General features: G+C 43.0%; 14 protein-coding genes and 1 riboswitch. Of the genes, 4 read left to right on the top strand and 10 right to left on the bottom strand.

Annotated features, from left to right (window positions below; all coding sequences use genetic code 11):
- From ACTJKA_RS13680 to ACTJKA_RS13650, 7 genes are all read right to left on the bottom strand, one after another.
- On the bottom strand, positions 1 to 8,705 hold an 8,705-nt coding region (locus ACTJKA_RS13680; RefSeq protein WP_440607797.1), incomplete at its 3' end, for an amino acid adenylation domain-containing protein.
- A gap of 141 nt (positions 8,706 to 8,846) precedes the next feature.
- A riboswitch (cyclic di-GMP riboswitch) is annotated at positions 8,847 to 8,939 on the bottom strand.
- Between the two features lie 368 nt (positions 8,940 to 9,307).
- Positions 9,308 to 10,111: an ABC transporter permease gene (locus ACTJKA_RS13675; RefSeq protein WP_007498221.1), complete on the bottom strand. Its 804-nt coding sequence runs from the start codon at positions 10,109 to 10,111 to the stop codon at positions 9,308 to 9,310.
- Positions 10,104 to 10,973, bottom strand: coding sequence for an ABC transporter permease (locus ACTJKA_RS13670; protein ID WP_008347830.1), 870 nt, complete (start codon positions 10,971 to 10,973; stop codon positions 10,104 to 10,106). The genes ACTJKA_RS13675 and ACTJKA_RS13670 overlap by 8 nt, the downstream gene beginning before the upstream one ends.
- Positions 10,973 to 12,064 carry an ABC transporter ATP-binding protein gene (locus tag ACTJKA_RS13665; RefSeq protein WP_025206726.1) on the bottom strand — a complete coding sequence of 364 codons (1,092 nt, stop codon included), beginning with the start codon at positions 12,062 to 12,064 and terminating at the stop codon, positions 10,973 to 10,975. The genes ACTJKA_RS13670 and ACTJKA_RS13665 overlap by 1 nt, the downstream gene beginning before the upstream one ends.
- A gap of 8 nt (positions 12,065 to 12,072) precedes the next feature.
- Complete coding sequence (locus tag ACTJKA_RS13660; RefSeq protein WP_008347834.1) at positions 12,073 to 13,158, bottom strand: ABC transporter substrate-binding protein; 1,086 nt, start codon at positions 13,156 to 13,158, stop codon at positions 12,073 to 12,075.
- On the bottom strand, positions 13,155 to 15,140 hold the full coding sequence (locus tag ACTJKA_RS13655) for a hydantoinase B/oxoprolinase family protein (protein WP_035390499.1): 1,986 nt from the start codon (positions 15,138 to 15,140) through the stop codon (positions 13,155 to 13,157). The genes ACTJKA_RS13660 and ACTJKA_RS13655 overlap by 4 nt, the downstream gene beginning before the upstream one ends.
- Complete coding sequence (locus ACTJKA_RS13650; RefSeq protein ID WP_046342601.1) at positions 15,130 to 17,199, bottom strand: hydantoinase/oxoprolinase family protein; 2,070 nt, start codon at positions 17,197 to 17,199, stop codon at positions 15,130 to 15,132. Before ACTJKA_RS13650 ends, ACTJKA_RS13655 begins: the two co-directional genes overlap by 11 nt.
- A gap of 368 nt (positions 17,200 to 17,567) precedes the next feature.
- On the opposite strand from ACTJKA_RS13650, the gene ACTJKA_RS13645 reads away from it, so the two are divergent.
- The 3 genes from ACTJKA_RS13645 (at position 17,568) to comJ (ending at position 20,345) form a co-directional block, all read left to right on the top strand.
- Positions 17,568 to 17,996, top strand: coding sequence for a NucA/NucB deoxyribonuclease domain-containing protein (locus ACTJKA_RS13645; RefSeq protein WP_007498233.1), 429 nt, complete (start codon positions 17,568 to 17,570; stop codon positions 17,994 to 17,996).
- 127 nt (positions 17,997 to 18,123) lie between these two features.
- The gene (locus ACTJKA_RS13640) at positions 18,124 to 19,821 is read left to right on the top strand and encodes a methyl-accepting chemotaxis protein (RefSeq protein WP_081114846.1); all 1,698 of its coding nucleotides are present in this window, start codon (positions 18,124 to 18,126) and stop codon (positions 19,819 to 19,821) included.
- A 137-nt stretch (positions 19,822 to 19,958) separates the two neighbouring features.
- On the top strand, positions 19,959 to 20,345 hold the full coding sequence (comJ, locus tag ACTJKA_RS13635) for a competence protein ComJ (RefSeq protein WP_050826928.1): 387 nt from the start codon (positions 19,959 to 19,961) through the stop codon (positions 20,343 to 20,345).
- A gap of 1 nt (position 20,346) precedes the next feature.
- Here the strand turns inward: comJ and ACTJKA_RS13630 are convergent, their stop codons facing one another.
- Positions 20,347 to 21,153 carry an aminoglycoside N(3)-acetyltransferase gene (locus ACTJKA_RS13630; RefSeq protein WP_076822633.1) on the bottom strand — a complete coding sequence of 269 codons (807 nt, stop codon included), beginning with the start codon at positions 21,151 to 21,153 and terminating at the stop codon, positions 20,347 to 20,349.
- A gap of 24 nt (positions 21,154 to 21,177) precedes the next feature.
- A complete protein-coding gene (locus ACTJKA_RS13625) occupies positions 21,178 to 21,597 on the bottom strand; it encodes an Lrp/AsnC family transcriptional regulator (protein WP_008347846.1) in 420 nt (139 codons plus the stop codon).
- 115 nt (positions 21,598 to 21,712) lie between these two features.
- Between ACTJKA_RS13625 and ACTJKA_RS13620 the strand changes: the two genes are divergently transcribed.
- A complete protein-coding gene (locus ACTJKA_RS13620) occupies positions 21,713 to 22,477 on the top strand; it encodes an MBL fold metallo-hydrolase (protein ID WP_326110629.1) in 765 nt (254 codons plus the stop codon).
- A 46-nt stretch (positions 22,478 to 22,523) separates the two neighbouring features.
- On the opposite strand, the gene ACTJKA_RS13615 is transcribed toward ACTJKA_RS13620, so the two are convergent.
- A complete protein-coding gene (locus ACTJKA_RS13615; protein ID WP_007498247.1) occupies positions 22,524 to 22,853 on the bottom strand; it encodes a YckD family protein in 330 nt (109 codons plus the stop codon).
- Positions 22,854 to 22,915: the final 62 nt, after the last annotated feature.

Raw genomic sequence — 22,915 nt, 5'->3', positions numbered from 1 at the left:
CCTGTACGGTACATGCGCTCTCCTGGATAAAATGGATCTGGGACAAACCGTTTGTCCGTTTCCTCTGGGAGATTCCAGTAGCCTCTTGCCAGTCCTTTCCCCGCAATCACAAGTTCACCCGGTACGCCTTGCGGCGAGAGGTCATATAACGAACCCATAATGTAAAAACGAGTATTGGCAATCGCTGTTCCGATAGGAAGCGTGCCTTGATCTGGATCAATGATCCCGCTTGTCGCCACGACCGTATTTTCTGTTGGGCCGTAGTTATTCACGAGTTTGTATGGAACGGGCTTCACCTGTTTCAGCTTGTCCCCGCCTGTCAGTAAGTAACGGAGAGAATGATTGTCCATCGACATAAACTGCTCACATAGCTGTGTTGGCAGGAACGCAATGGTGATACCTTCGTGATTAAAATACGAATTGAGCTTGATCATATCGAGGCGAATCGCTTCGTCGATGATATGGAGCTCTGCGCCGGCGATCCACGTCGGGAACATCTCCCAAATGGAGGCATCAAAGCCAAAGCCGGCATATTTGGCGGTTCGGTCTTGTTTCGTCACCTGGAAGGCATCATTGTGCCAAAAAGCAAGATTGACAAGAGACTGGTGCTCGACCATGACACCCTTCGGCTGTCCAGTCGTTCCAGATGTGTAAATCATATAGGCGAGATCCGTTGGTTTGACAGGAACCTGAATCTCGTGTGCTTCTCCTTCTACTGCCTCTTCTATGAAGAGGGTATGACCTGTGAAAGAACGTGGTGCAGTGAGCCCTTTCTGAATCAGAAGGACCTCTGCCCCGCAATCTTCCAACATGTAGGCAATGCGCTGCGCTGGATAATCGGCATCAATCGGCATAAATGCCGCACCTGCCTTGAGAACCCCGAGAACAGCGGCTGTCATCTCGAGCGATGGACGCGTGAGAATGCCGATGCGGTCTCCCGGTTTTGTGCCGCTGGAAATAAGTGTTGCGGCGACTGTATTCGCCCGGTTGTTCAGTTCTTCATACGTCCAGCTTGTGCCGCAGAAGGCAGCGGCTTTTTGATGAGATACTTCCTGTGACTTCGCCTCAATCAATGCATGAACCGTTTGATCTGTCGGGACATTTAGGACAGGTCCGGACCAATCATCAAGCAGTTTTTGCTGCTGCGCTGGTGATAATAATTGCATCTGATCTAATAATTGATCTGGTGCTGACACCATTTGTTCGATCAAGTAAAGGAAATACTCCTTCCACTTCTCAATCGACGACCGTTCAAAGATAGAAGAATTATAATCAAACACAAGCTCGATTTGATCGTCAGATTCGTTTCCAGTTAAGGTTAAGTCAAATTTGGCTATGTTCTCATTGAACGGCTGTGGAATGATATCAAGTCCATCCATCGACAGGTCACGAATATCTGCATTTTCCATCGAGAACACCACATCAAAGATTGGATGGCGGCTTGTGTCGCGAACCGTTTGTACTTGGTCCACCAATTCTTCAAATGGGTAAAGTTGATGTTCATTTGCCGCTAACACAAGCTCATGAACTGTTGACGCAAATTGAGAAAATGTCTGGTGTCCTTCTGGTTTTGTTCTGAGTGCCAGCGTATTCACAAACATGCCGATGACTGATTGAATATCAGGATGGGTTCTGCCCACCACTGGAGAACCGATCATGATGTCTTCTTGTCTCGAAAGCTTGCTTAAAAGCGTACTGTAGCAAGCAAGCAGCACTGTATACGTTGTACTGTTGAGTGATCTAACCAACTCATCCAATTGCGCTTTAAGCGCACCGTCTATAGAGAATTCGACGCGGTCCCCTTCAAACGTCTGAACCTTTGGTCTCGGAAGATCCTCAGGCAGCGCCAAAACAGGCAGTTCTCCTTGTAATTGTGCCAACCAAAACGCCGCTTCTTCCGCTTTTTTCACAAGAGATTCTTCACTGTTTGACCAAACCGCATAGTCCTTATATTGAATAGGCAATTCATCAAGTTCGTCTCCTCGATACAAGATCGATAGCTCATCAATTAAAATACCGACAGACGCACCATCTGAAATGATGTGGTGCATATCAATCAACAAATAATGAACACTCTCCGATTCAGACACAAGCCCCACTCTAAGCAGCGGCGCTTTTTCTATATCAAATGGACGGATAAAATCATTCATTAATTGCTGAATGTCTCGGCCTTCCCCTTCGATGTTTTCAATGTTCACAGAAACATTCGTTTCAATTCGCTGAACAGGTTCACCCTGAACGAAGTCAAAGCTCGTACGGAATGCTTCATGACGATGAACAAGCTGGTCAATGGCTTTTTTAAATCGTTTTTCATCAAATACACCTTCAAGCTTTAAAGCAGCTGGCATATGATAGCTCTGCTCGGCATCTGTCATTTTTTGCAGAACAAACAATCTTTTCTGAGCAGATGTCACAGGATAAAAAGCCGCTTCTTCCGCTTTTTCCACTCGCCTGATTTCAGTTCGATCTGTTTGATCCACCGCAAGGGCAAACGCCTCTAAAGTGGGTGATTCAAATAATGTTTTCAACGTACATTCCACATGCATCTCTTCATAGAGCCTGTTCAGCATTTTCATGCCGCGCAGTGAATGACCACCGCATTCAAAGAAATGATCACGTCTGCCGATTTTCGGAACTTCAAGAACTTCCTCCCAAATGTGTGCCAATATACGCTCTGTATCTGATTGAGGAGGGACGTATTCATTTGCCGCCTGCTCACTTACATCAGGTACCGGTAATGCCCGTCTGTCTACCTTGCCATTCCCCGTTAGTGGCAATTCGTCTAATTGCATGAAGAAAGCTGGCATCATATAAACAGGGAGTTCTCGTCCTGCTTGCTCACGTAAATCCGACAGTGGAACAGCACCTTCTGCTGTGAAATATGCACACAATGTATCATTTGATATCGCAATGACAACGGCTTCCTTCACTTGCGGATGCTGCAATAGCTGGTGTTCAATTTCGCCAAGCTCTATACGCTGACCTCGAATCTTGACTTGATGATCTATTCGCCCAATAAATTCAATATCTCCATTTGACAGCCATCGTGCGAGATCGCCCGTTTTGTACATGACTTCACCAGATCGGAAAGGATTTTCAACAAACTTTTCGCTCGTTAATTCTGGCTGGCGATAATACCCCTTGACCAGTCCGTCACCTGCGACACAAAGCTCTCCAGCTACTCCCGGCGGCTGCACATGTCCAAACTCATCGACAATATAAACAGCCGTTTGACTCACCGGCTTTCCGATCGGAATTGACAGTGCTTGTTCTTCAATGTGATTCACCGGATAATACGTTGTGAAAATCGTGCTTTCAGAAGGTCCATACATATGAATGAGTTTGTCTTCTCCAACCGTTTCAAGCGCTGCCACAACATGCGGCACAGAAGCACGTTCCCCGCCAAACAGCACTTTTCTGACGTTTTTCAGGCTGCCTTTTTTCATATCAATCAGTAAGTGAAATAGAGCGGTCGTGATCATTAAAATACTGACTTTTTCCTTCTCAATCGCGCCAGAAAGCTCATTCATATTTAAAATGTGATCCTTTGGCAAAACAATGAGTTTCGCTCCGTTCAATAAAGCGCCAAACACATCAAACATAAATGCATCAAATACATAGTTTGAAAGGCTCATCACCGTGTCTTCATGATGAATGGTGAGATAATTCGACTGCTTCACTGTTCTCAAAATGTTCCGGTGCGTCACCATGTTCCCTTTAGGTTTGCCTGTCGTACCAGATGTGTAGGTCAAATTCGCCAAGTCCAAAGGCGAAACACATACAACTGGATTGCTCTCTGACTGCTGATCAACGGCTTGATCTTCTGTTTCTATAATTTTCCCTTCAAACGCAGTAAGCACAGAGCGATGACGCAGCACCTGATGGGTCAGGACAAACTGTGCACCACTATCTGTCAAAAAGTGCTTGATGCGCTCATCAGGGAAGTCAGGATCGATTGGCACATATACACCGCCAGCCTTTAGCACAGCTAAAACCGACAACACCATCTCATTGGAACGTTCAAAGAATAAAGCCGCTGTCATCCCTTTTTCAAAACCATGTTCACGTAAATAATGAGCCAGCTGGTTCACTCTGCGATTCAGCTCTTGATAAGAAAGAACCACGTCTTTATATTGCAAAGCAGGCTGATGACCGTGCTGCTCTACTTGCGATTCAAATTGCGTCACAATGGTTTCTTCCACAGGATAAGGCGTAGGTAACGGGTTCCACATCTTCAATTGAGCCTCTGCCTCTTGTTCAGACAGTAAGCGGTATGATTGAATCGCTTGCTCCGGCACTTCGACCATCTGCTCCAGAAGATAAACATAATGCTTGAGCAGCTGCTCGGCTGTACTTCGTTTAAATAACGCCGTACTATAATCGAGGACGAAGGAAAGACCATGACTTGACTCCATCGCTTGAAGTGTGAGATCAAACTTTGCAATATGGAAATTGGTTTCCTCAACTTCGACTTTCATCTCTCCAATATGCTGGGCTGTTGAATGATCTGGCGTTAGAGTAAAGACCGTATCAAATAATGGATGGCGGCTAAAATCTCTTTGCACATTTAGCTTTTCAAGCAGCCGCTCGAATGGATATTGCTGATGCTCAAACGCCCTCATCGTCTTTTCCTTTACTTGCTCAATCAACTGCGTCATTGAACCGTTCGGATCTAACTCTGAACGTAAAGCAAGTGTTTGGACAAACATGCCGATCATGTCATTCAAATCTGCATGCACCCGGCCTGCTGTCGGTGTCCCCACAACAAACTCCTTTTGACCTGTGTATTTCGCAAGCAATGTATAGTAAGCAGAAAGCAACACGGTATACAGCGTCGTATGATGATTCGCTGCAAGCTCCTGCAAACGGCCTGTTAACGTCTCATCTATGTTTCTGAGAACGCGGTCTCCAGTGAAAGACTGGACAGCCGGACGCTGATAATCAGTTAGCAGCTGCAAAGCAGGGATATCTCCTGAAAATTCTTTCAGCCAGAATGCTTCATCTATTTGCCCGCCTTGCTCTGCCTGTTGTTCTTGCCAAACAGCATAATCTTGATATTGAAGCTTCAATGGCGCTTTCACTAATCCCTCATATGCGTCAGACAGCTCACGCAGCATTAAATCAATTGAAAGACCATCTGAAATCAGATGATGCATATCGAAATAGAGAAGATGCTCCTGGTCATGTAAAGACTGTAGCCCAACACGCAAAAGCGGAGCCTGCTCAAGATAAAAAGGTCGGACGAATTGACGCATGTTCTCTTCCATCGTGCTGCCTGTCACCTGTTCTATTTGAAATGGGACGGATGAAGCTACCCGCTGACGAGGGACTCCTTTGACTGTATGAAAAGAAGTGCGCAGCACATCATGACGTGCGATCAGTTTTTCAAAAGCTCCCTCCAACTTCTCTCGTTGCAGCGTTCCTCTTAATTTCACAACAGCAGGCATATGATAGGCGATGCTCTGCTCCAGCTGAGTCACCATATAAACACGCTGCTGCGCTGGTGACAGTGGATAATCGGCGGCAGTCGGTGCTTTCGGTATGAACACTTGTGAAGACTTTTCCGCTTGTTCAATATAAACAGCAAGTGCTGCAATCGTTTGCTGTTCAAATAAAACAGATAAAGGGACCTCCACTTGAAAAGCCCGCTGAACGAGTGTAAGAACTTTCATCGCTTTGAGTGAATGCCCGCCTATGTCAAAGAATGAGTCGTACACACCTATGTTCTCTTGATGAAGAACGTCTTCCCACAAACGAACAAGCTTCGTTTCTACATCGTTTCTAGGCGCTACATAAACAGCACTGACAGCCTTATCTCCTTTTAATGCAGCAAGCGCACGCCGGTCGACTTTTCCGCTAACTGTCAGTGGAAATGCCTCAAGCTGCTTGAAATAAAGCGGCATCATATAAGCTGGCAGCTGATGTTTGATAGCGGCTTGCAGGGTGTCCACGGAAAGAAATTCTTGTCGTGCTTGATAGTAAGCACTTAAAGCCTTTCCACCGTCCGGTTCATCCACGACAAGGACGACAGCCTGATCGACTCCGTCTACCCGCTCCATGACCGCCTCAATTTCACCTGTTTCGATGCGGTAACCTCTTATTTTTACTTGGTCATCTATTCTTCCAAGGTAATCAATTGTGCCATCTGGAAGCCATCTCACTACATCACCTGTGCGATACATCCGGTCTTCAGGGAAAAATGGATCTGGTCTGAATGCCTTCTCCGTTAATTCAGGCTGATTCACATAGCCCCGTCCAACTCCTATTCCCGCAATGCATAGTTCTCCCACAGCTCCCTGCACCTGTAGTTGTTCATGTTCATTTAAAATATAAATCCGGTGATGGCCCAGTGGCTTTCCAATTGACACATAGCGCTGTTCTGGTGACTTCTGCAGCTCACTGAGATCTAGACGGTGAACCGCCGCATCCACACACGTTTCTGTCGGACCATACACATTCCACAAGGCAAAATCGGGCTGGCTGACACGCACAGCTTCAATCAGCGCCTGCGCTGCTTTCGCAGGGAGTGCTTCTCCCCCAATCAGCATGTGAGTCAGTGCAAGCCCATCCAAATCCGCTGCAAGTAAAAGCTGCACATGTGCTGGCGTTCCATCTGTTGCTTTGATTTGACGTTCTTTGTAATAAGCCGCTAGCTGTACACCGTTTCGTGTCGTTTCTCTTGGCACAATATGAAGCGTATGTCCAAATAAAAGAGCAGCAAAGATTTGTTTAACAGATGCATCGAAATGGAATGGTGCAAGAAGCGCCACTTGAAGCTGATTTGCACCCTCATACACTTCGTGATGCAGGGCATGAACCAAATGATGCAGCTGAAGATGCTCGATCATCACTCCCTTCGGCTTTCCAGTCGTACCCGATGTATAAATGAGATAAGCCAAATCCTGTGATGTCGTCTGATCGATCAGCTCAGGTAGCGGACGATCTTCTAATTCCATATGCTGCTGGACAACCATTTTTTCGGCAATGGATGAATATCGCTGAACAAACGATTCTTCTGTTAAAACGATAGAAGCACCAGAATCTTCTACAATAAATTGAATTCGTTCCTCAGGTAATGCCGGATCGATCGGTACATATGCACCGCCAGCTTTTAATATCCCAAAAATGGCAGCCATCGCATCTGCCGTCCGTTCCATTAAAACGGCAACTGGTACATCACGCGAGACACCTTTCATCTGTAAAAACCGTGCCAGTTTGTCCGCTTTTTGATACAGCTCTCCATAAGTGAACGTTCCATTTTCCGCTACCACAGCTGCCCGTTCTGAATACTTTTTAGCTACCTCATCAAATAAGTGGTGAACTGGTTTCGCTCCTGGTAAATCAAATGCTTCTCCCTTAGATAATTGAAGCAGCTGCTTTTGTTCATCTGCTGGCAGTAAAGAGAGAGCCCCAATCAGCTGATCTGGCTGAGAGACTGCCGCCTCCAGCAAAATCATCAATCGATCAAACAGCTTACTCATATCGTCTTCACTAAATAGATCTGTACGGTAATCCAAATCAATGGTCAATGTATCTGTATCCCAGCGGTCTTTCACATGAATCGATATATCATTCATCCCGCTTCCACTAAAAATCGGCTCCGTAATGAACGAAAGATTCTCTTTTTTCTGCCACTGCATGACCTGATACTCTAAAGAAATATCAAACAGGCGTCCTGTAAATCCATCTCTTTCCCTTAAATCATTCATGAGCACATTGTAAGGATATTTTTGATGACGCAAGATCTTCATCTGATCCGCCATGACTTGCTTCACGAAATCAAGAAACGTGAGGGATCCTTGCACAGATGCGCGCATCGGAATGGTCGACACAAACATCCCAATCATCTTTTTTTCCTTTGCATTTGTCCGATTGCCCATAAAGGTTCCAAGGACCACATCCTCCATGCCGCTAAATCGGTGCAAGTAAATATAGACAGCGGACATAAACATAGAAAGCATACTGACTTTCTCTTCTTCACAAAAAACGCGAAGCTTCTCCTTTAAAGCATCTGGAATATCCCCTGAAAATCTCTCCGCATGTAAACTCATCTCGTAACCTTTATGCGGTGTTAAAGAAGCGAAATCTGGAATATTGGCAAATTGCTCGTTCCAAAAAGCTTGGTCTTTCTGAAAACGTTTAGAAGATTCATACGTTTGCTCACTCATGATGTGATCAACGAAGGAAATGTCTTCAATTGGGGAGATGTCTGTCCCCTGCAGCATGTCATGGTATAGATCAATGATTCGGTTTCCCATCAAGATAATTGAAATACCATCAGCCACAATATGATGTGCTTTACAGAACAGCCAGCACTCTTGATCACTGATTTGAAAGACCGTAAATTCGATTAAGGAACGGTCAATCAGTTCCATCGGCTCACGAATCTCCTCGTTCGCCCACGCCCTGACTTCCTTTTCACTCCATCCTTTCACCAAACGAATCGGCTGTTTTTCATATGGCTTGATATATTGAACGGGCTCCTCCTGCTCATGTCGATACACCAGCCTTAAACGAAGAGAATCAGTTTCACGAATGTACGCTTGAAGCACATCCACGATCAAAGAAGGATTTAGACCTGATACCGATCTTAACTTGGCAAACCCACCCAAATTAGAAATACTTGTGCCTGGATAAAATCTTTCCGTGTAGAATACTCGCTTTTGCGCATGTGTTAAGGGGTAATAAACTGTACTCATTCTCATCCTCCGCTCTTCTATGTTTTCTCCACCAACTGTGATACCCTGCACCCTCTATATCAAAAGAACCAAGTCTATTTCATTAAAATAGACGGAATAACAGAAAAGGAGCCCACCCCGAATAAAACGGAGGGACTCCCATTTTGATTCGGTAACCTGCCGACCATAGTAAAAAAGCAACTTTTACCTTAGGACATGGCTTTGCGTCTCTATGTTTCCATAGATTTGCCTTTTTCTTCTTTTCTTTTAGATATTTTCTATTTACGTCCACTTTATATGAAATTATTGTTTTTTTCACCGAAAAATGGGTGTAAAGATTCATGCGTTATGCCGAAGGGATCACATCATAATTTACGATATTTACCGAAAATAACTAATAATAGTTGCGTTCCACCGAAAATAAATGACCAATTACCGCAAAAATTTCATGTTTTTCCTTAAATTTTTCAAATATGACCGAAAATGTAGGAGAGAGGTCTCCTATCACGCCTCGCATTTTCTTAAACCTTAAGAACTATATTCCATAAAACTTTGAATATTTTTACCATAAAAAACAATACAAAAAGAGCTGTCATTTCAAATGACAGCTCCTTGTTTCTTCATTATATTTACATCACCTTAGACAGACCAATCGTTTTCTCAATAATGAGCAACGCAATGATAGAAATGATAATAAATATGACAGATATCGCATTGACACTCGGATCAAAAGTTTGCTCAATGTAATTAAACGTCCTCACGGGAATCGTAATGGTTTGAGGTGAAGAAACGAACAAACTAATCGAGATTTCACCAAATGATGTCACAGCAGAAAACACTCCACCTGCGATAATGCCAGGCTTGATCAAGGGCAGTGTCACACGAAAGAAAGTACGTATGGGCCCTGCACCAAGATTCATGGAAGCTAGCTCAAGACGTGGATCAAGATTTGAAACACTGACACCCACGGTTCGTACCACATAAGGAAAACCAATGATGACATGCCCAATGACTAATGCCCACAAAGACCCTGTAAACCCCATAGCCGTAAACAAATACAGCATCGCAATCCCTAACACCACCTGAGGAATCATAAGAGGTGACAAAATAAAGGCTTGAACAGCTTCCTTTCCCTTAAAGGAAAGCCTTGCTAAAGCATAAGAAGCCATCGTTCCTAAAAGAACAGTAAGCGGCGTCACAATCAATAACAGAATCACGCTGATACGCAAAGATTCCATCCATTCTGGATTCGACACGACCTCATGAAACCAGCGAACGGAAAACGAAGTCGGCGGGAATTCAGGAAAGGCATTCGGGCTAAAAGCAGAAAGAACAATGACAAGAACAGGTACGGTTAAAAAGAGATAAACGAGTGAGCCTGCGGTCCATATCAGAACCGAAAGCAAACGGTCACCTATTGATTTTTTACGCATGCATCCTCGCCTCCCAACGCTTCAATAGATAGCTTAATAGACTGACGACCGCTAGCACACAAATCAATAAAGTAAAGGACATCGCAGCGGCAAGAGGCAAATTATACACCTGCATGACCTGCTGATAAATGGACAGTGGCAAGAGCGGTTGCATCCGTCCACCGACTAGCAGAGGAGTAATATAGCTTCCTGCTGCAAGTGAGAAGACAATAATTGCTCCGGTGATCATGCCTGGAATCGTAAGCGGCAAGGTCACATGAAAAAATGTCCGAATACGACCAGCACCAAGACTCATAGAAGCCGGTCTTAAGTGACGGTCCATATCAGTTAAGCTCGTTGCAATAGGCAGCACTGCAAAAGGCAGCATCACTTGAACATAAGCAATAATGACCGCATTCATATTCCACAGCATCGATAACGGTTTCTCAATCAGATGTAAATCGATCAGCATGCCATTGATCAAGCCATTTTGCGAAAGAAGAACGATCCATGCAAATGTCCGAATGACGACACTCGTCAAAAGCGGCGATACAAGTAAGATATAGAAAAAAGCCCGCAATCTTGGGTGAGGTGCTTTCACTAGCACATAAGCTGCTGGATATGCCATCAATAAACAAATCACCGTTGTCTGTAAGGCCACCCACACAGTACTTCCAATTGCTTTCACATATGCATCTGTCGTAAATACATGTAAATATTGAGACAAACTATAGGATTGTAACGTATTCATCATCGAATCCACATCACGAAAACTGAGGACAAACATCATCACAAGCGGAGCAAGAAGGAATACAACTAGAAACAAACAAGCTGGCAGCAGCATAAACCAATGAAAGCGCTGATTCTTTTTTTTGATTCGCATCACGCATGCACCTTCGAATCTAAGAACACAATATCTTCAGGCTGCCAATGAATATGCACAGTTTCTCCAACTTGAGGCAGCTCGGGAAATGCTGCGTCTGATGCATGGACAATGATTTCACCTTGATTAAGCCCAACGACCAAACGTAAAGAGTGCCCAATATAACTGACATCTGCCAACACGCCTGTGACATGATTTGGCTGAACTTCCTCCCCGACAGAAGATAACTTGATTCTCTCAGGACGCAGCATGAGTAAATGCTTCTCGCTCTTCTCTTTAAATGCGGCAACTTTTAGCTGAACTTGCTTCCCGTTTGATTGAATGAAATGTGGAACAGTGTATGTGGAAGTAACTTCATCATATTCCGCTTCAAATAGATTGACCTGTCCGATAAATTCAGCAACAAAACGATTATTTGGCTGACGATATACTTCTAAAGGTGTCCCAATCTGCTGAATTTTCCCCTCACCTAATATCCCAATTCGGTCGGAAAGACTTAAGGCTTCCTCCTGATCATGCGTCACAAGAATAGTCGTAATCCCGACATTCCGTTGAATATTTCGCAGCTCCGTCTGCATATTTTTTCTTAGTTTTGCATCTAAGTTACTGAGTGGTTCATCCAGAAGAAGAACGGCAGGCTGGATGGCAAGTGCCCGTGCAATGGCGACCCGTTGCTGCTGACCTCCACTTAATTGGTGCGGCATACGTTTGGCAAATGACTCTAATTGAACAAGAGACAAACTCTCCATCACCTTTTGCTTGATTTCCGCCTTCTTTTTCTTTTGAACCTTCAACCCATATGCAACATTATCAAATACGGTGAGATGTGGGAAAAGTGCATAGCTTTGAAAGACCATCCCCGTTTTTCTTTGATAAGGAGGTAAAGTCGTCACATCCTGATCACCAATATAGACGACTCCTTTTGTCGGTTCTAAAAAACCACCAATGATATTGAGTAAAGTTGATTTTCCGCAGCCACTAGGGCCAAGAAGGGAGAAAAACTCTCCCTCTTTTACCGTAAGACTGACATCATCAAGAGCAATCTGCTCGCCAAAATGCTGGCTGATATGTTCTAAATTGATTCCACTCATGCGATCACCTATTTTCCTCCGCCTAATACTTCATTCCATCGATTTGTCCATTGACCGAGCTCCGAGGTCGCTGTTTCGTAATCTACCCAAGTCAGCTTGCTATAATAATTTTCGCCAACCTTCACTTTCCCCTTAATTTTGTCTCCGTATTTCACATCAGAATTCGACATGCCATAGTAAGATTTTTCTGAGAAGGCTTCTTGAGCTTCTTTCCCGCTAAGGTAGTTTAATAGCTTATAAGCCGCTTCCTCATGCTGACTTCCCTTTGTTAACGCCCAGCTCGCAACTGCTGCCACAGCGCCTTCTTTCGGATATGAGAATCCAATATCCATCCCTTCTTCTTCAAGTGCAAATGCTCGGCCATCCCAATATGGAACTGCCGTCACGTCACCACGTTCTAACAGCGTTTGAATAGACCCTGGGTTATCAGGAAAAGCAGCTACACGCCCTTTTAATTGTGCTAGGCTTTTAAATGCTTTATCAATATCCTTAGGATTTGATTCTGTCCCTCCTTGAGCATGGACAAGTGCAGAGAAAAATTGTAAGCCCGCTGAATAAGTTGGGGAAGAAATCGCCACTTTCCCTTTCAGCTGATCGCTCCATAAATCTGTCCAGCTGTTTGGCTCCTGTTTGACAAGATCTTTTCTATAAGCAATTCCAAGCTGTCCCATACTAAAGCCTGCTGCATATTGTTTTCCATCAACAGTGAGTTTCTTTTGAACAGAACGATAAAGCTTTTTCACATTCGGTGCTTGATCTTCATCAATAGGCGCAAGAACGTTTGCCGCAATACCTCTTTGAATCGTATCAGGCTGTAAAATAAGCAAATCATACGGTGGATTTTTACCATTAGATGCTTTTAATTTTGTAAACCATTCAGAATCTGCCCCAGAGACCGTTTGTACTTTAATGCCTGTATCCTTTTCAAACTTTTCGAGGATTGGCTTAATATTCTTTTCCCAATCCCCTCCGTAGACACCAACGATCACAGTCTGCTGCTGTTTACTTTGGTCCTGCCCATTTCCACCGCATGCAGACAGCAGTATCATGATGGATAGGACACCTGCAAATATGGTCATTAATCTTCTTTTCATAATTCGTTTCCCCCTTTTTGTTGATTCAACTGATGAAGTGCTTGAATAATATCCATCTTTGTTAACGGTTCTTGTCTATGACTAAAATGAGAATGAACCGCATGTTTATAGTGCGTACGCTCATTTGCTGGGTATGAACGAAGCTGCACAGCAAGCTCACTGCTGGCTTCGTCTGTCCACACTTTCTCATAAGCTGCTCTTTGTTTTCCAAAATCCCAAGCGACAGCATCAGCATCATTCATCTTTTCACGAAGCCTGCTCGTCTGTTCGTCATCAATTTTCCATTCATTATGATCTCGATAGACTTTGACGCCATATTGCTGAAGTGCTCTTTCTTCACTTAATAGCCCTGCTTCCACTTCATGAAGGACTTTTTCTTTCGTTCTAGCAAATGGATTCCCCCATCCTCCTCCACTTGGTGAAACCAATTGAACAATATCGCCTTTTTCAAGACGCATGACATCAATTTTCGGCTGGTTTTGTGTCTCCCCATTTGGTTTGGTCAATTTCACCTCACCAATTGCTCCTGCACGTCCGCCCATTAACCCCCAAGGTTGAAACTTCATTCGTTCCATTCCTCGTGCCGTCACCATCGATTCTGGCTTGATCATTTCAAATTCTAAACCAATCGCATGTCCCCCTCTATGTTCCCCTGCTCCACCTGTGTTTGGCAACAGTTCATATCGGTGTACATGAATATCAATATGCTGTTCCAAGCTCTCAATGGGTGTATTTTTTAAAAATCCTGACGAATGATCAATTCCATCTACTCCATCAGTCCCTTTTTGAGCACCGCCGCCTCCGCCTAACGGTTCGACCACAGACATTTTTCTGCCTCCTGTTTGATCATCAGGAACAGAGAGAACGACGATAGCGGATTGACCTGCACCTGCCGCCGGCACTGCTTCAGGCAACAGCTTACCAATAGCACCTAGCACGACATTATACAGTCTCATTGTAATGGAATGCCGAATACCGACAGAAGCCGGATATTCTGGATGGACAAGCGTTCCTTTAGGTGAAATCACGTCTATCGGATACGTAATCCCACCATTAATCGGAATAAAAGGATCTTTACTAATAATGTAATTGATCAACCCTTGATATAAAAAGGAGTGCTTTTGACCATTGGTGACAAGATTAAAAGCTGTCTTAACTTGCGGGTCACACTCAGAGAAGTCCAGTGTCAGCTGTTTCCCTTTGACCGTCAGCTTGATCTTTAATCGGATCGGCACGTCCGAAATCATATCATCATCCAAGTAATCAGCGAATTCACTCGTTCCATCAGGGATGGCTTCAATGACTTTTCCTGCGCGATCCTCTGCTTGCTTCAGCAGATCAATCATTCCTTGCTTCACTTCGTTTTTTCCGAATTTCTCGATCATTTCTTTTAGTCTGATTTCTGCTGTATTAACAGCGGCAATCATCGCATTAATATCGCCATCATTTAAATGACTCGCCCGGCTATTAGCTCTTAAAAAGGTACGAACAACCTGATTCTCTTTTCCACCTTCATAGATTTTCACTGGTGGAATTCTTAATCCTTCCTGATGAACATCTGTTGCAGTTGGAGAAATGCTTGAAGGGACAAGACCTCCCACATCACTTACATGAACAAAAGACCAGGCATAGCTGACAATTTCATCTTCTATAAAAATGGGTTTGATGATATGGACATCTGGCAAATGAGTCGCTAAACCGTTTGTCGTATAAGGATCATTTGTGATGATAATGTCACCCGGCTGCATCGGTCCGCTTTCTTCAATCGCTTTTTTGAGACTCAGCCCTAAAAAGATCGTGACACCGACTGTTTTTGGGTAAACAAAGAAATCTCCAGAAGGCGTGGCTAATGCTGTAGCAAAATCCGCCGATTCTTTTACGAATGTTGTAAAGGATGTCCGCTCAATGACATGTCCCATGCCTGATGCAATTGCATTAAAATAACTCCTCATCATCTCAAGCTTTGCTGGATCAGTTCCCATGTAAAGCCGCCTCCCTTGAAATCACCAAGTTTCCTGAATGGTCTATGCTGCCTGCCCAGTTTGGCAAAATCAATGTTGTCGTATCATCTTGCTCAATGATGGCAGGTCCTTTCACAACAGCGCCTAATGACAAAGTACTCCGATTGTAAACAGATGCTTCGTACTCTTTTTCTTCTATAAAGATTCGTCTGTATGATTGTGGTATTAAAGGCTGTCCGCTGCTTTCATCAACAGAAGAGAAAGGCAGTGGAGGCGTTTCACCTATAACCCGAACTCGCAAATGAGTAAATTCAATGTTCGCCTGATCATCTCTATGGCCATATTGACGCTCATGTAGGCTGTGGAAAGCTTCAATCAGATGATAGACGTCTTGTTCCTGCTTTAGCCAATCCACCGATAATGGCAATTCAATCTCAAATGCCTGTCCTTGATAGCGGGCATCTGCTAATAACAAAATGGACGTTTGTTTGATATGTTGAATGTTTTGCTGGCTGAACCAACCCGTTGCTTTGCGAGAAAGCATTTCATAATCTTGTTTTAATTCGTCAAGCGTATAGTCTTGTAAGCAGATTTTCTTAGACAACACAGCATCATGGATAAAATCGGCTGTAAGTGCACCTAGCGCACATAATGTCCCTGGACTTGGAGGGACGACCACATTTTTCGCATGAATTTCTCTCGCAAGGAAATTCGCGACAACAGGCCCTGCCCCGCCAAATGCTAGCAAACTAAAATCTCTAGGATCAAACCCTTGCTGCTCCATGACATTGCTTAGTTCTGTGTACATATTGGCAACAGCCACTTGAATCAACTGGTCAGCCGCCTGTTCGACCGTTTTATGAAGTTGATCAGCAATTGGCTGAAAGGCTATTTCCGCTGCAGACCGCTTCAATTGTAAATGTCCTCCGGCAAACCGATCTTGATTGAGGTAACCGCATATGAGAAATGCATCGGTTAAAGCAGCTTTTTTTCCCTTTCCATACGAAGCCGGTCCAGGCTGCGAGCCAACTGATTCCGGTCCTGCTTTAAGAAGCCCGCCTTGATCAAGCCATGCGACAGAACCTCCGCCAGCCCCTATCGAATACATTGCAACAGATGGAAGAATGATCGGAAATCCTGAAAGCTGATTCGATTGAGCCATTGTAGGCTGCCCATTTTGAATGATCGAGATATCTGCACTTGTGCCACCAACATCAAACGTAATTAAATTGGGTTCATTTGCAGATGTTGCAATTCTTGCCGCACCAATTACACCAGCTGCCGGGCCAGAAAAAAGTGTTTTAACGGGTGAAGTGGCTGCACTTTCTGCATCCATTAAACCACCATTTGATTGGGTAATGTATGGAGAAATTGGTACACCTTCTTCTTTCAAACGGTTTTTCAACGTTTGTAAATATTGTTTCACCTTTGGTTGAATGTACAAATTGACAACAGACATCACTGTCCGCTCATATTCTCTCATTTGTGGCCATAATTCTGAAGATGTCAGGACATCTAACTGTGGGTAATGATGATGAATATAGGCTTTTGCCTGTAATTCATGAACTGGATTTTGATAGCTATGTAAAAAAGAAATGACAATGCCTGCTAGCTTTTTAGAGATGACCTGCTGGACAGCATCATCTAATTGCTGCAGTTGGAGAGGTTTTTTGATCGAACCATCGTGTATGAGCCTTTCAGAGATTGGATATACATGTTTTCGTGGTATCAATGGTTCTGGCAATTGAGAATTGAAGTCATAAGGAATGGGTAGACGTAAACGCTGTAATGACAAAATGTCTTGAAAACCTTCCGTTACAAAAAGGGCTAAATCTGCTCCCTTTCTCTGCAATAATGTATTAAGACCGATTGTCATGCCGTGTACGAGATATTGGATTTTGGATAAATCGACACCTCTTTCTTTTAGAAGTTTTAGCCCATTGATTATTCCTTGAGCTGGGTCATCTGTCACTGTAGGTGTCTTGAGTTCAGTTAGCTCCCCTGTTGCTTCATTCATCAGCGATAAATCAGTAAATGTTCCACCTATGTCTATTCCGAGCCGATAAGAGACATCCGCCATTTGTACTTCCCTCCTGCAATGTAAATGGAATCATATTTTGATAAATTACGACATTTTTTGATATTTGACTCCATATTATTAAAGCATATCGGTCTAGTCAATTTTATTTTTTTGAAATTTCTGTGTGTTAAAATCTTGAAATTAGCCTAAAAACCTGTGATAAAGCCATTTTACATAAGCAGAATTGTAATATGAGCAGCAAAATTAAAATTTTTGTGATTTTTGTTCAAATAGGAAAAGAGCATAAACAGGTAAAAAACGTTTTTCGAACTTTAAAAGACGTTTTTTCAAAACGAGGAGAAATTGGTAAGTAATTCTGCTATACTTCTGTTTACAAAATACGCTAAAGAGAAAGAGAGCTAGCATCTATGAAACTTCTTAAAACCATTCTCTTGCTTTTATTGATTGTCATTGGTATAGCGACAGGCTATGTCCAACTAGGGCAACATAAACAAGAGACGACAAACTCTTCTTATGACAAAACCATTCACTTTCCATCAGATCGATATCCAGAAACCGCGAAGCACATAGAAGAAGCTATTGACGAAGGTCATTCTTCCATTTGCACCATTGATCGAAAAAATAGTGATGAGCAAAGAGACAAATCACTTCATGGCATTCCAACAAAGCGTGGTTATGATCGTGATGAATGGCCAATGGCGATGTGTAAAGAAGGTGGAGCAGGGGCTTCTGTCAAATATGTACGTCCTTCGGATAATAGGGGGGCAGGCTCTTGGGTAAGTCATCAATTATCAGATGATCCTGATGGCACAAGAATCCAATTTATTATCGAGTAGCACTATCTTTCCTTTTTTCACAACAAAAATTTCTGTGTAAGTGCATTCACGTATATCAAACATTTTTTTCATGCCGATAATCCTTAAGGAGGGATACCCCTACCTTATACCTAAAGGAGTAAAAAGCATGAAGAAAAAAGGAAAACTGAGGCTTGGCGCCAAAATAATGCTGATCTTTTTAAGTGTCCTCATCGTATTTTCAGCAGTTGTTGGTTATGTAGTGAACCGCGAAATGACAGAGAACATTAAGCAAATGGCCACCGAAAAAGCAAAAGGCGATCTAAAGCTAGGATACGCTTACCTAACTGAAAAGGTTGCTGGCTCGTGGCAGATAAAAGATGGCAAGCTTTACAAAGGAAATACTCAAATCAATAACCATGACACATTGGTTGATCAATTAGCCGAATATACTGGTGATACAATCACGATTTTCCAAGGAAATACCCGTGTTGCCACAAATGTCATGTTAAACGGGAAACGAGCTGTAGGAACCGAAGTCTCACCTGAAGTAAAGGCCGCTGTTTTGGATAAAGGCGAGAATTATTACGGAACAGCCAATGTTGCCGGGAAAGACTACCAAACGGCTTATATGCCCATCAAAAATGATACAGGGGAAACGATTGGTATTTTCTATACCGGTGCAAATCAAAGCATGATTTCACAAATGCTTCAGTCTTTCTTTATTCAATTTGTCACGGTTCTACTGTTAAGTTTAATTGTTTCTGTTATAATTATTTCTATTTTCACAAAGCGGATTCAGACACGTCTCAAACATATGGCATCTGCTATTAAGAGTGCAGGCGAAGGAAATTTAACCATCAACGTGACAGATCACACGGGCGATGAACTTTCTGAGCTGGCAGGTCACTTTAATAAGATGCGTGAGAAATTAAATCACACCATTTTAAATGTAATCAAAACATCTGAATTAGTAGCCACCTCTTCTGAGGAGCTGTCAGCTAGCGCAGAAGAAACGAGTGCAGCATCAGAAAAAATTACCCATACCATTCAAGAAGTCGCTCAATCGTCTGAACAGCAATCAGCCCAAATGACAGCTAGTGAGCACACGATGAGACAAGTATCTAACGAGCTGGTAAACATCACTGAAAATGCGGGACAAATGGCAACAAGAAGCCAGTCCGCACAAGAAATGGCCCAAAAAGGTGTACAAAATATCGGTGAAGTCAATTCACAAATGACATCTATTGCAAAATCAATTGAAGAGAATGGTACAGCAATTCAAGCGTTGGAAACACGTTCAGCCGAGATTGATCAAATTTCCAAAGTGATTACAGATATCGCTAACCAAACAAATCTACTTGCTCTTAATGCGGCCATTGAGGCAGCACGCGCAGGTGAACACGGAAAAGGTTTTGCCGTTGTGGCAGACGAAGTGAGGAAGCTCGCAGAAGAATCGCAAACCTCATCCAACATGATTTCACATCTCATTTCCGAAATACAAAAAGAGATGAATCATTCGACGAGTGCCATTAAACGAGTACGAGAGGAAGCGGCTCAAGGGGCTGTTCTTATTTCTCATACAGAGGATTCATTTATTGACATTCAGCAGTCAATGAAGGAAATGGCAGATGGCATTCAACATTTATCGGATGCATCCCAAAAAATCGCAGCTTATACAAATGATGCGAAGCAGACCTTTGCCTCTATCACAGAAGGCGTTAAACTGACGAGTGAACATTCACAACAAGTAGCAGGTTTAACAGAAGAACAATTTGCAGCAATGGAAGAAGTAACAGCTTCATCAGAGGCTCTTGCCCATTTAGCAGGAGACCTAAAAGAAATGGTTTCGCAATTTCACATCTAGATCCCTCAAACAGTAGCGCAAGACGGCGACAATCGTCTTGCTGCCTAACATTCTCTTCAATTATCATACTTTCAAACATTCACTTTTCAACATGATCGCCAGCTGGACAAATTTTATGAATAAAGGAGTTAATCTATATGAATGATTTAAATCAAATGTATCCCCTATCTATCTCCTATCACCAAATCACCGTATACACTGGAAGCACGACGCCACCTGTGATTGATTGGACAGATGACGATATTCTTCAAGGATTCGCAACTGGGGATCGAGGTATTTCTTTTGAAGGCATCAATAACGGAAAGGCTTCTATTATCGTGACATTAAACAGCCATGAGCCTCCATCATCCGTTGATAGAGTCATCACAGTGCCATTTACTCATTCAAGTGATCATGTTTATCTAACAAGCGTCATGGCACAGGTACTGTCTTTCTCCATTCCAAAAGGAGACTATCAGCTCACCTGCTATATATCTGAGCACCCTGATCAAGATCTCTATTATTTTGATTTTCAGACTGCTTAGATCACGCCTGGTCGTACTGCTCAAGCCATTTTTCTGCAAAATCGACTGATTCTCTCATCGGCAATAAATACGAATTGGCTAGCCCGATTTGACTGTGGTTATAACTACATTCCGATTGTAAAAAGTCACGACCAATCTGTTCAAATAGTTCTTCTCTTGTGATGATATCTTGATACTCTTTCCACACCCTCCAACCATTCTCTAAAATGGGGGCCCCTCGTGTCATGAGGTCTTGCTGTGAGATTCGATATTCAGCTAAGTGAAAAGCTGTCACACTTTCGAATGACGTGCCAATTAGCAGCACTTTTGCACCAAGATCGTACATACGTCCAAGAGGTGAATTTTCTCCTAAACCATAAGGAAGCGCATGGTGGTTCAACACTTCATCTTTCCTTTTCCCCCAGGCGGTGAATGAGAAATGAGGATGATTGCTTCTTTCTACGCCTGGGTATTTCCAAAAGGTCTCCGCTACCTTTCCCATTGCTGTTGGAGCTGTGTAAGCCGGATCAAATGCAGGCATCGTGTCTTTGATCGGTTTCCACCAAGAATAAGGAACAGGCGGATTGATCCAATCAGCAGGATCAGACAGCTCTAATGTTTGTGCCGGCATAATCAGTGTTCCTTCATCTGTTAAAATATCCATCATAGCTTGTATAACGGCTATAGCTCCTCCATTCACCCAACCAATAGATGACAAGGATGAGTGGACACATAAGGTCATGCCCTTCCTTACACCAAGTTGAACCAAATCCGCTTTGATTCTTTCCTTTGTGATCGGTTCAGCCTGATGTTTAATTAATCTTTTCATCGGTTATTTCCTCCTGCGCCTCATCTATTCTTGATGAGTGAGACGTTTCACAGCGATAGACAATTTATAATTTGCATGCTTTGTTAGCTCCGTTAAAAATTGATCAAGCTCATCATGACTGGAGAAATGTCCTTCAGCCATATAACAGCCCTCTCCACTTATTTTAAACAGGTTTTTGATTTCTTCCTTTTGGTGGAGAAACGATAAAAGCGGTTCATGATCATAACTTCGGGTAAAGAGCTGCAAAAATGTTTGGATGTTCTGCTGTGTCCGCCAGTTAATTGAAATGGTATAGGCTTCAATAATCCCCTCTTCTTCAAGCTTTAAAACTCTATTTTTAGCAGCTTGACCGGTTAAATGGACTTTTTCACCAAGTGCTTTCATCGTCAATCGGCTATTCTTTGAGAGTTCTTTTAATATATCCATATCTGTTTTGTCTAGCATTGGCTCACCTCTTTCAAAAATCAAGTCGATCCACTGAAAGACTTTCATGATCCTCTGTCACATGAGGCTCTTTTAATATACTGTAAACTTAATGAGAAAAAAAGGAGGCCTTCTAATGAAAATAACACTCATTCGTAATGCTACTTTATACCTTCAATATGGTCCGTCAACATTTTTAATCGATCCCTTTTTAGCAGCAAAAGGAACCTATCCACCGTTCCCGCATACTGCCAATCAACATGTAAACAATCCAATTGTTGAGCTGCCTGCAAACATTGATTTGGACAAGATATTACAGCCGGATGCTGTTCTGCTCACTCATTTACATGTAGATCACTTTGACGACGAGGCAAAAAAGAGATTAGCGCAAACTTTGCCGATCTATACTCAATCAGAGAAAGATCGCACGGAAGTAAAAGAAGCTGGATTTCAGCATGTCACATGCATTGAAGATGAAATGGATGTTTGCGGTGTTCATATCAAACGAACTGGCGGGCAGCACGGGACAGGAGAAACCGCTAAACGGATGGGACAAGTGAGCGGTTTTGTTTTCTCTCATCCTGATGAGCCTACTCTTTATATTGCAGGAGATACCATTTGGTGTGATGAGCCGAAAGAGGTTGTGAATACATGCCAGCCAGATATTATTGTGGTCAATAGTGGGGCTGCCCAATTTTTAGAGGGAGACCCAATTACGATGACAAAAGAAGAGATTGTAGACATTCACCATACTCAACCACAAGCTCAAATCATCGCCTGTCACCTTGAAGCCGTGAATCATTGTTTATTAACAAGAGCGGCATTAAAGTCTTACATTCAAGAGAATCATGCAGATCAGGCCATTTTTGTCCCTCAAGATGGTGAGACGCTGACCTTCTAACAAATAAACAATAAAAACCGGCACCTTGCTGCCGGTTTTCTTAAACTTATGGTCGATGGTGCTGTGGTTTTTTTAGTAATGGAACAAACCCGTTATTTTTTAAGTGATTGTAATGTTCATCCATTCGTTTTGTGATGTGCGTGCCTTGTTCCTTCGTTAACACACCATACTGAACGTATTTTTCGATCACTTCTTTTCGTTTAGACAAAATTTGCTGTTCAAGTACTTCAATTTGTTTTTGTTGCTCTGTCGTTAATTTTACTTGATGCGTGACGGGGCGCTTCTCCATTTGAGGTGTTTCTCCATGAGCCGTATTCACTTGAAAACCAAATAATATCACCATCGTTAGTATGATCAAACCACTTGTTTTTTTCATCTCTGTCGTTCCCTCCTTTATTCGATTTTAATTTGCGCATCCTTTCCTTTTTTATACATTAT

Source organism: Bacillus sp. 22190 (assembly GCF_052045575.1).
Classification (GTDB): Bacteria; Bacillota; Bacilli; order Bacillales; family Bacillaceae; genus Bacillus; species Bacillus altitudinis.
Note: the sequence above shows the minus strand (reverse complement) of the source record. Positions and strands in the feature narration are given on the sequence as shown.

Bases quoted from the DNA above. Each gene is read 5' to 3' on its own strand.
- ACTJKA_RS13675 (WP_007498221.1), bottom strand. From the start codon at position 10,111: ATGCGTAAAAAATCAATAGGTGACCGTTTGCTTTCGGTTCTGATATGG.
- ACTJKA_RS13670 (WP_008347830.1), bottom strand. From the start codon at position 10,973: ATGCGAATCAAAAAAAAGAATCAGCGCTTTCATTGGTTTATGCTGCTG.
- ACTJKA_RS13665 (WP_025206726.1), bottom strand. From the start codon at position 12,064: ATGAGTGGAATCAATTTAGAACATATCAGCCAGCATTTTGGCGAGCAG.
- ACTJKA_RS13660 (WP_008347834.1), bottom strand. From the start codon at position 13,158: ATGAAAAGAAGATTAATGACCATATTTGCAGGTGTCCTATCCATCATG.
- ACTJKA_RS13655 (WP_035390499.1), bottom strand. From the start codon at position 15,140: ATGGGAACTGATCCAGCAAAGCTTGAGATGATGAGGAGTTATTTTAAT.
- ACTJKA_RS13650 (WP_046342601.1), bottom strand. From the start codon at position 17,199: ATGGCGGATGTCTCTTATCGGCTCGGAATAGACATAGGTGGAACATTT.
- ACTJKA_RS13645 (WP_007498233.1), top strand. From the start codon at position 17,568: ATGAAACTTCTTAAAACCATTCTCTTGCTTTTATTGATTGTCATTGGT.
- ACTJKA_RS13640 (WP_081114846.1), top strand. From the start codon at position 18,124: ATGAAGAAAAAAGGAAAACTGAGGCTTGGCGCCAAAATAATGCTGATC.
- comJ (WP_050826928.1), top strand. From the start codon at position 19,959: ATGAATGATTTAAATCAAATGTATCCCCTATCTATCTCCTATCACCAA.
- ACTJKA_RS13630 (WP_076822633.1), bottom strand. From the start codon at position 21,153: ATGAAAAGATTAATTAAACATCAGGCTGAACCGATCACAAAGGAAAGA.
- ACTJKA_RS13625 (WP_008347846.1), bottom strand. From the start codon at position 21,597: ATGCTAGACAAAACAGATATGGATATATTAAAAGAACTCTCAAAGAAT.
- ACTJKA_RS13620 (WP_326110629.1), top strand. From the start codon at position 21,713: ATGAAAATAACACTCATTCGTAATGCTACTTTATACCTTCAATATGGT.
- ACTJKA_RS13615 (WP_007498247.1), bottom strand. From the start codon at position 22,853: ATGAAAAAAACAAGTGGTTTGATCATACTAACGATGGTGATATTATTT.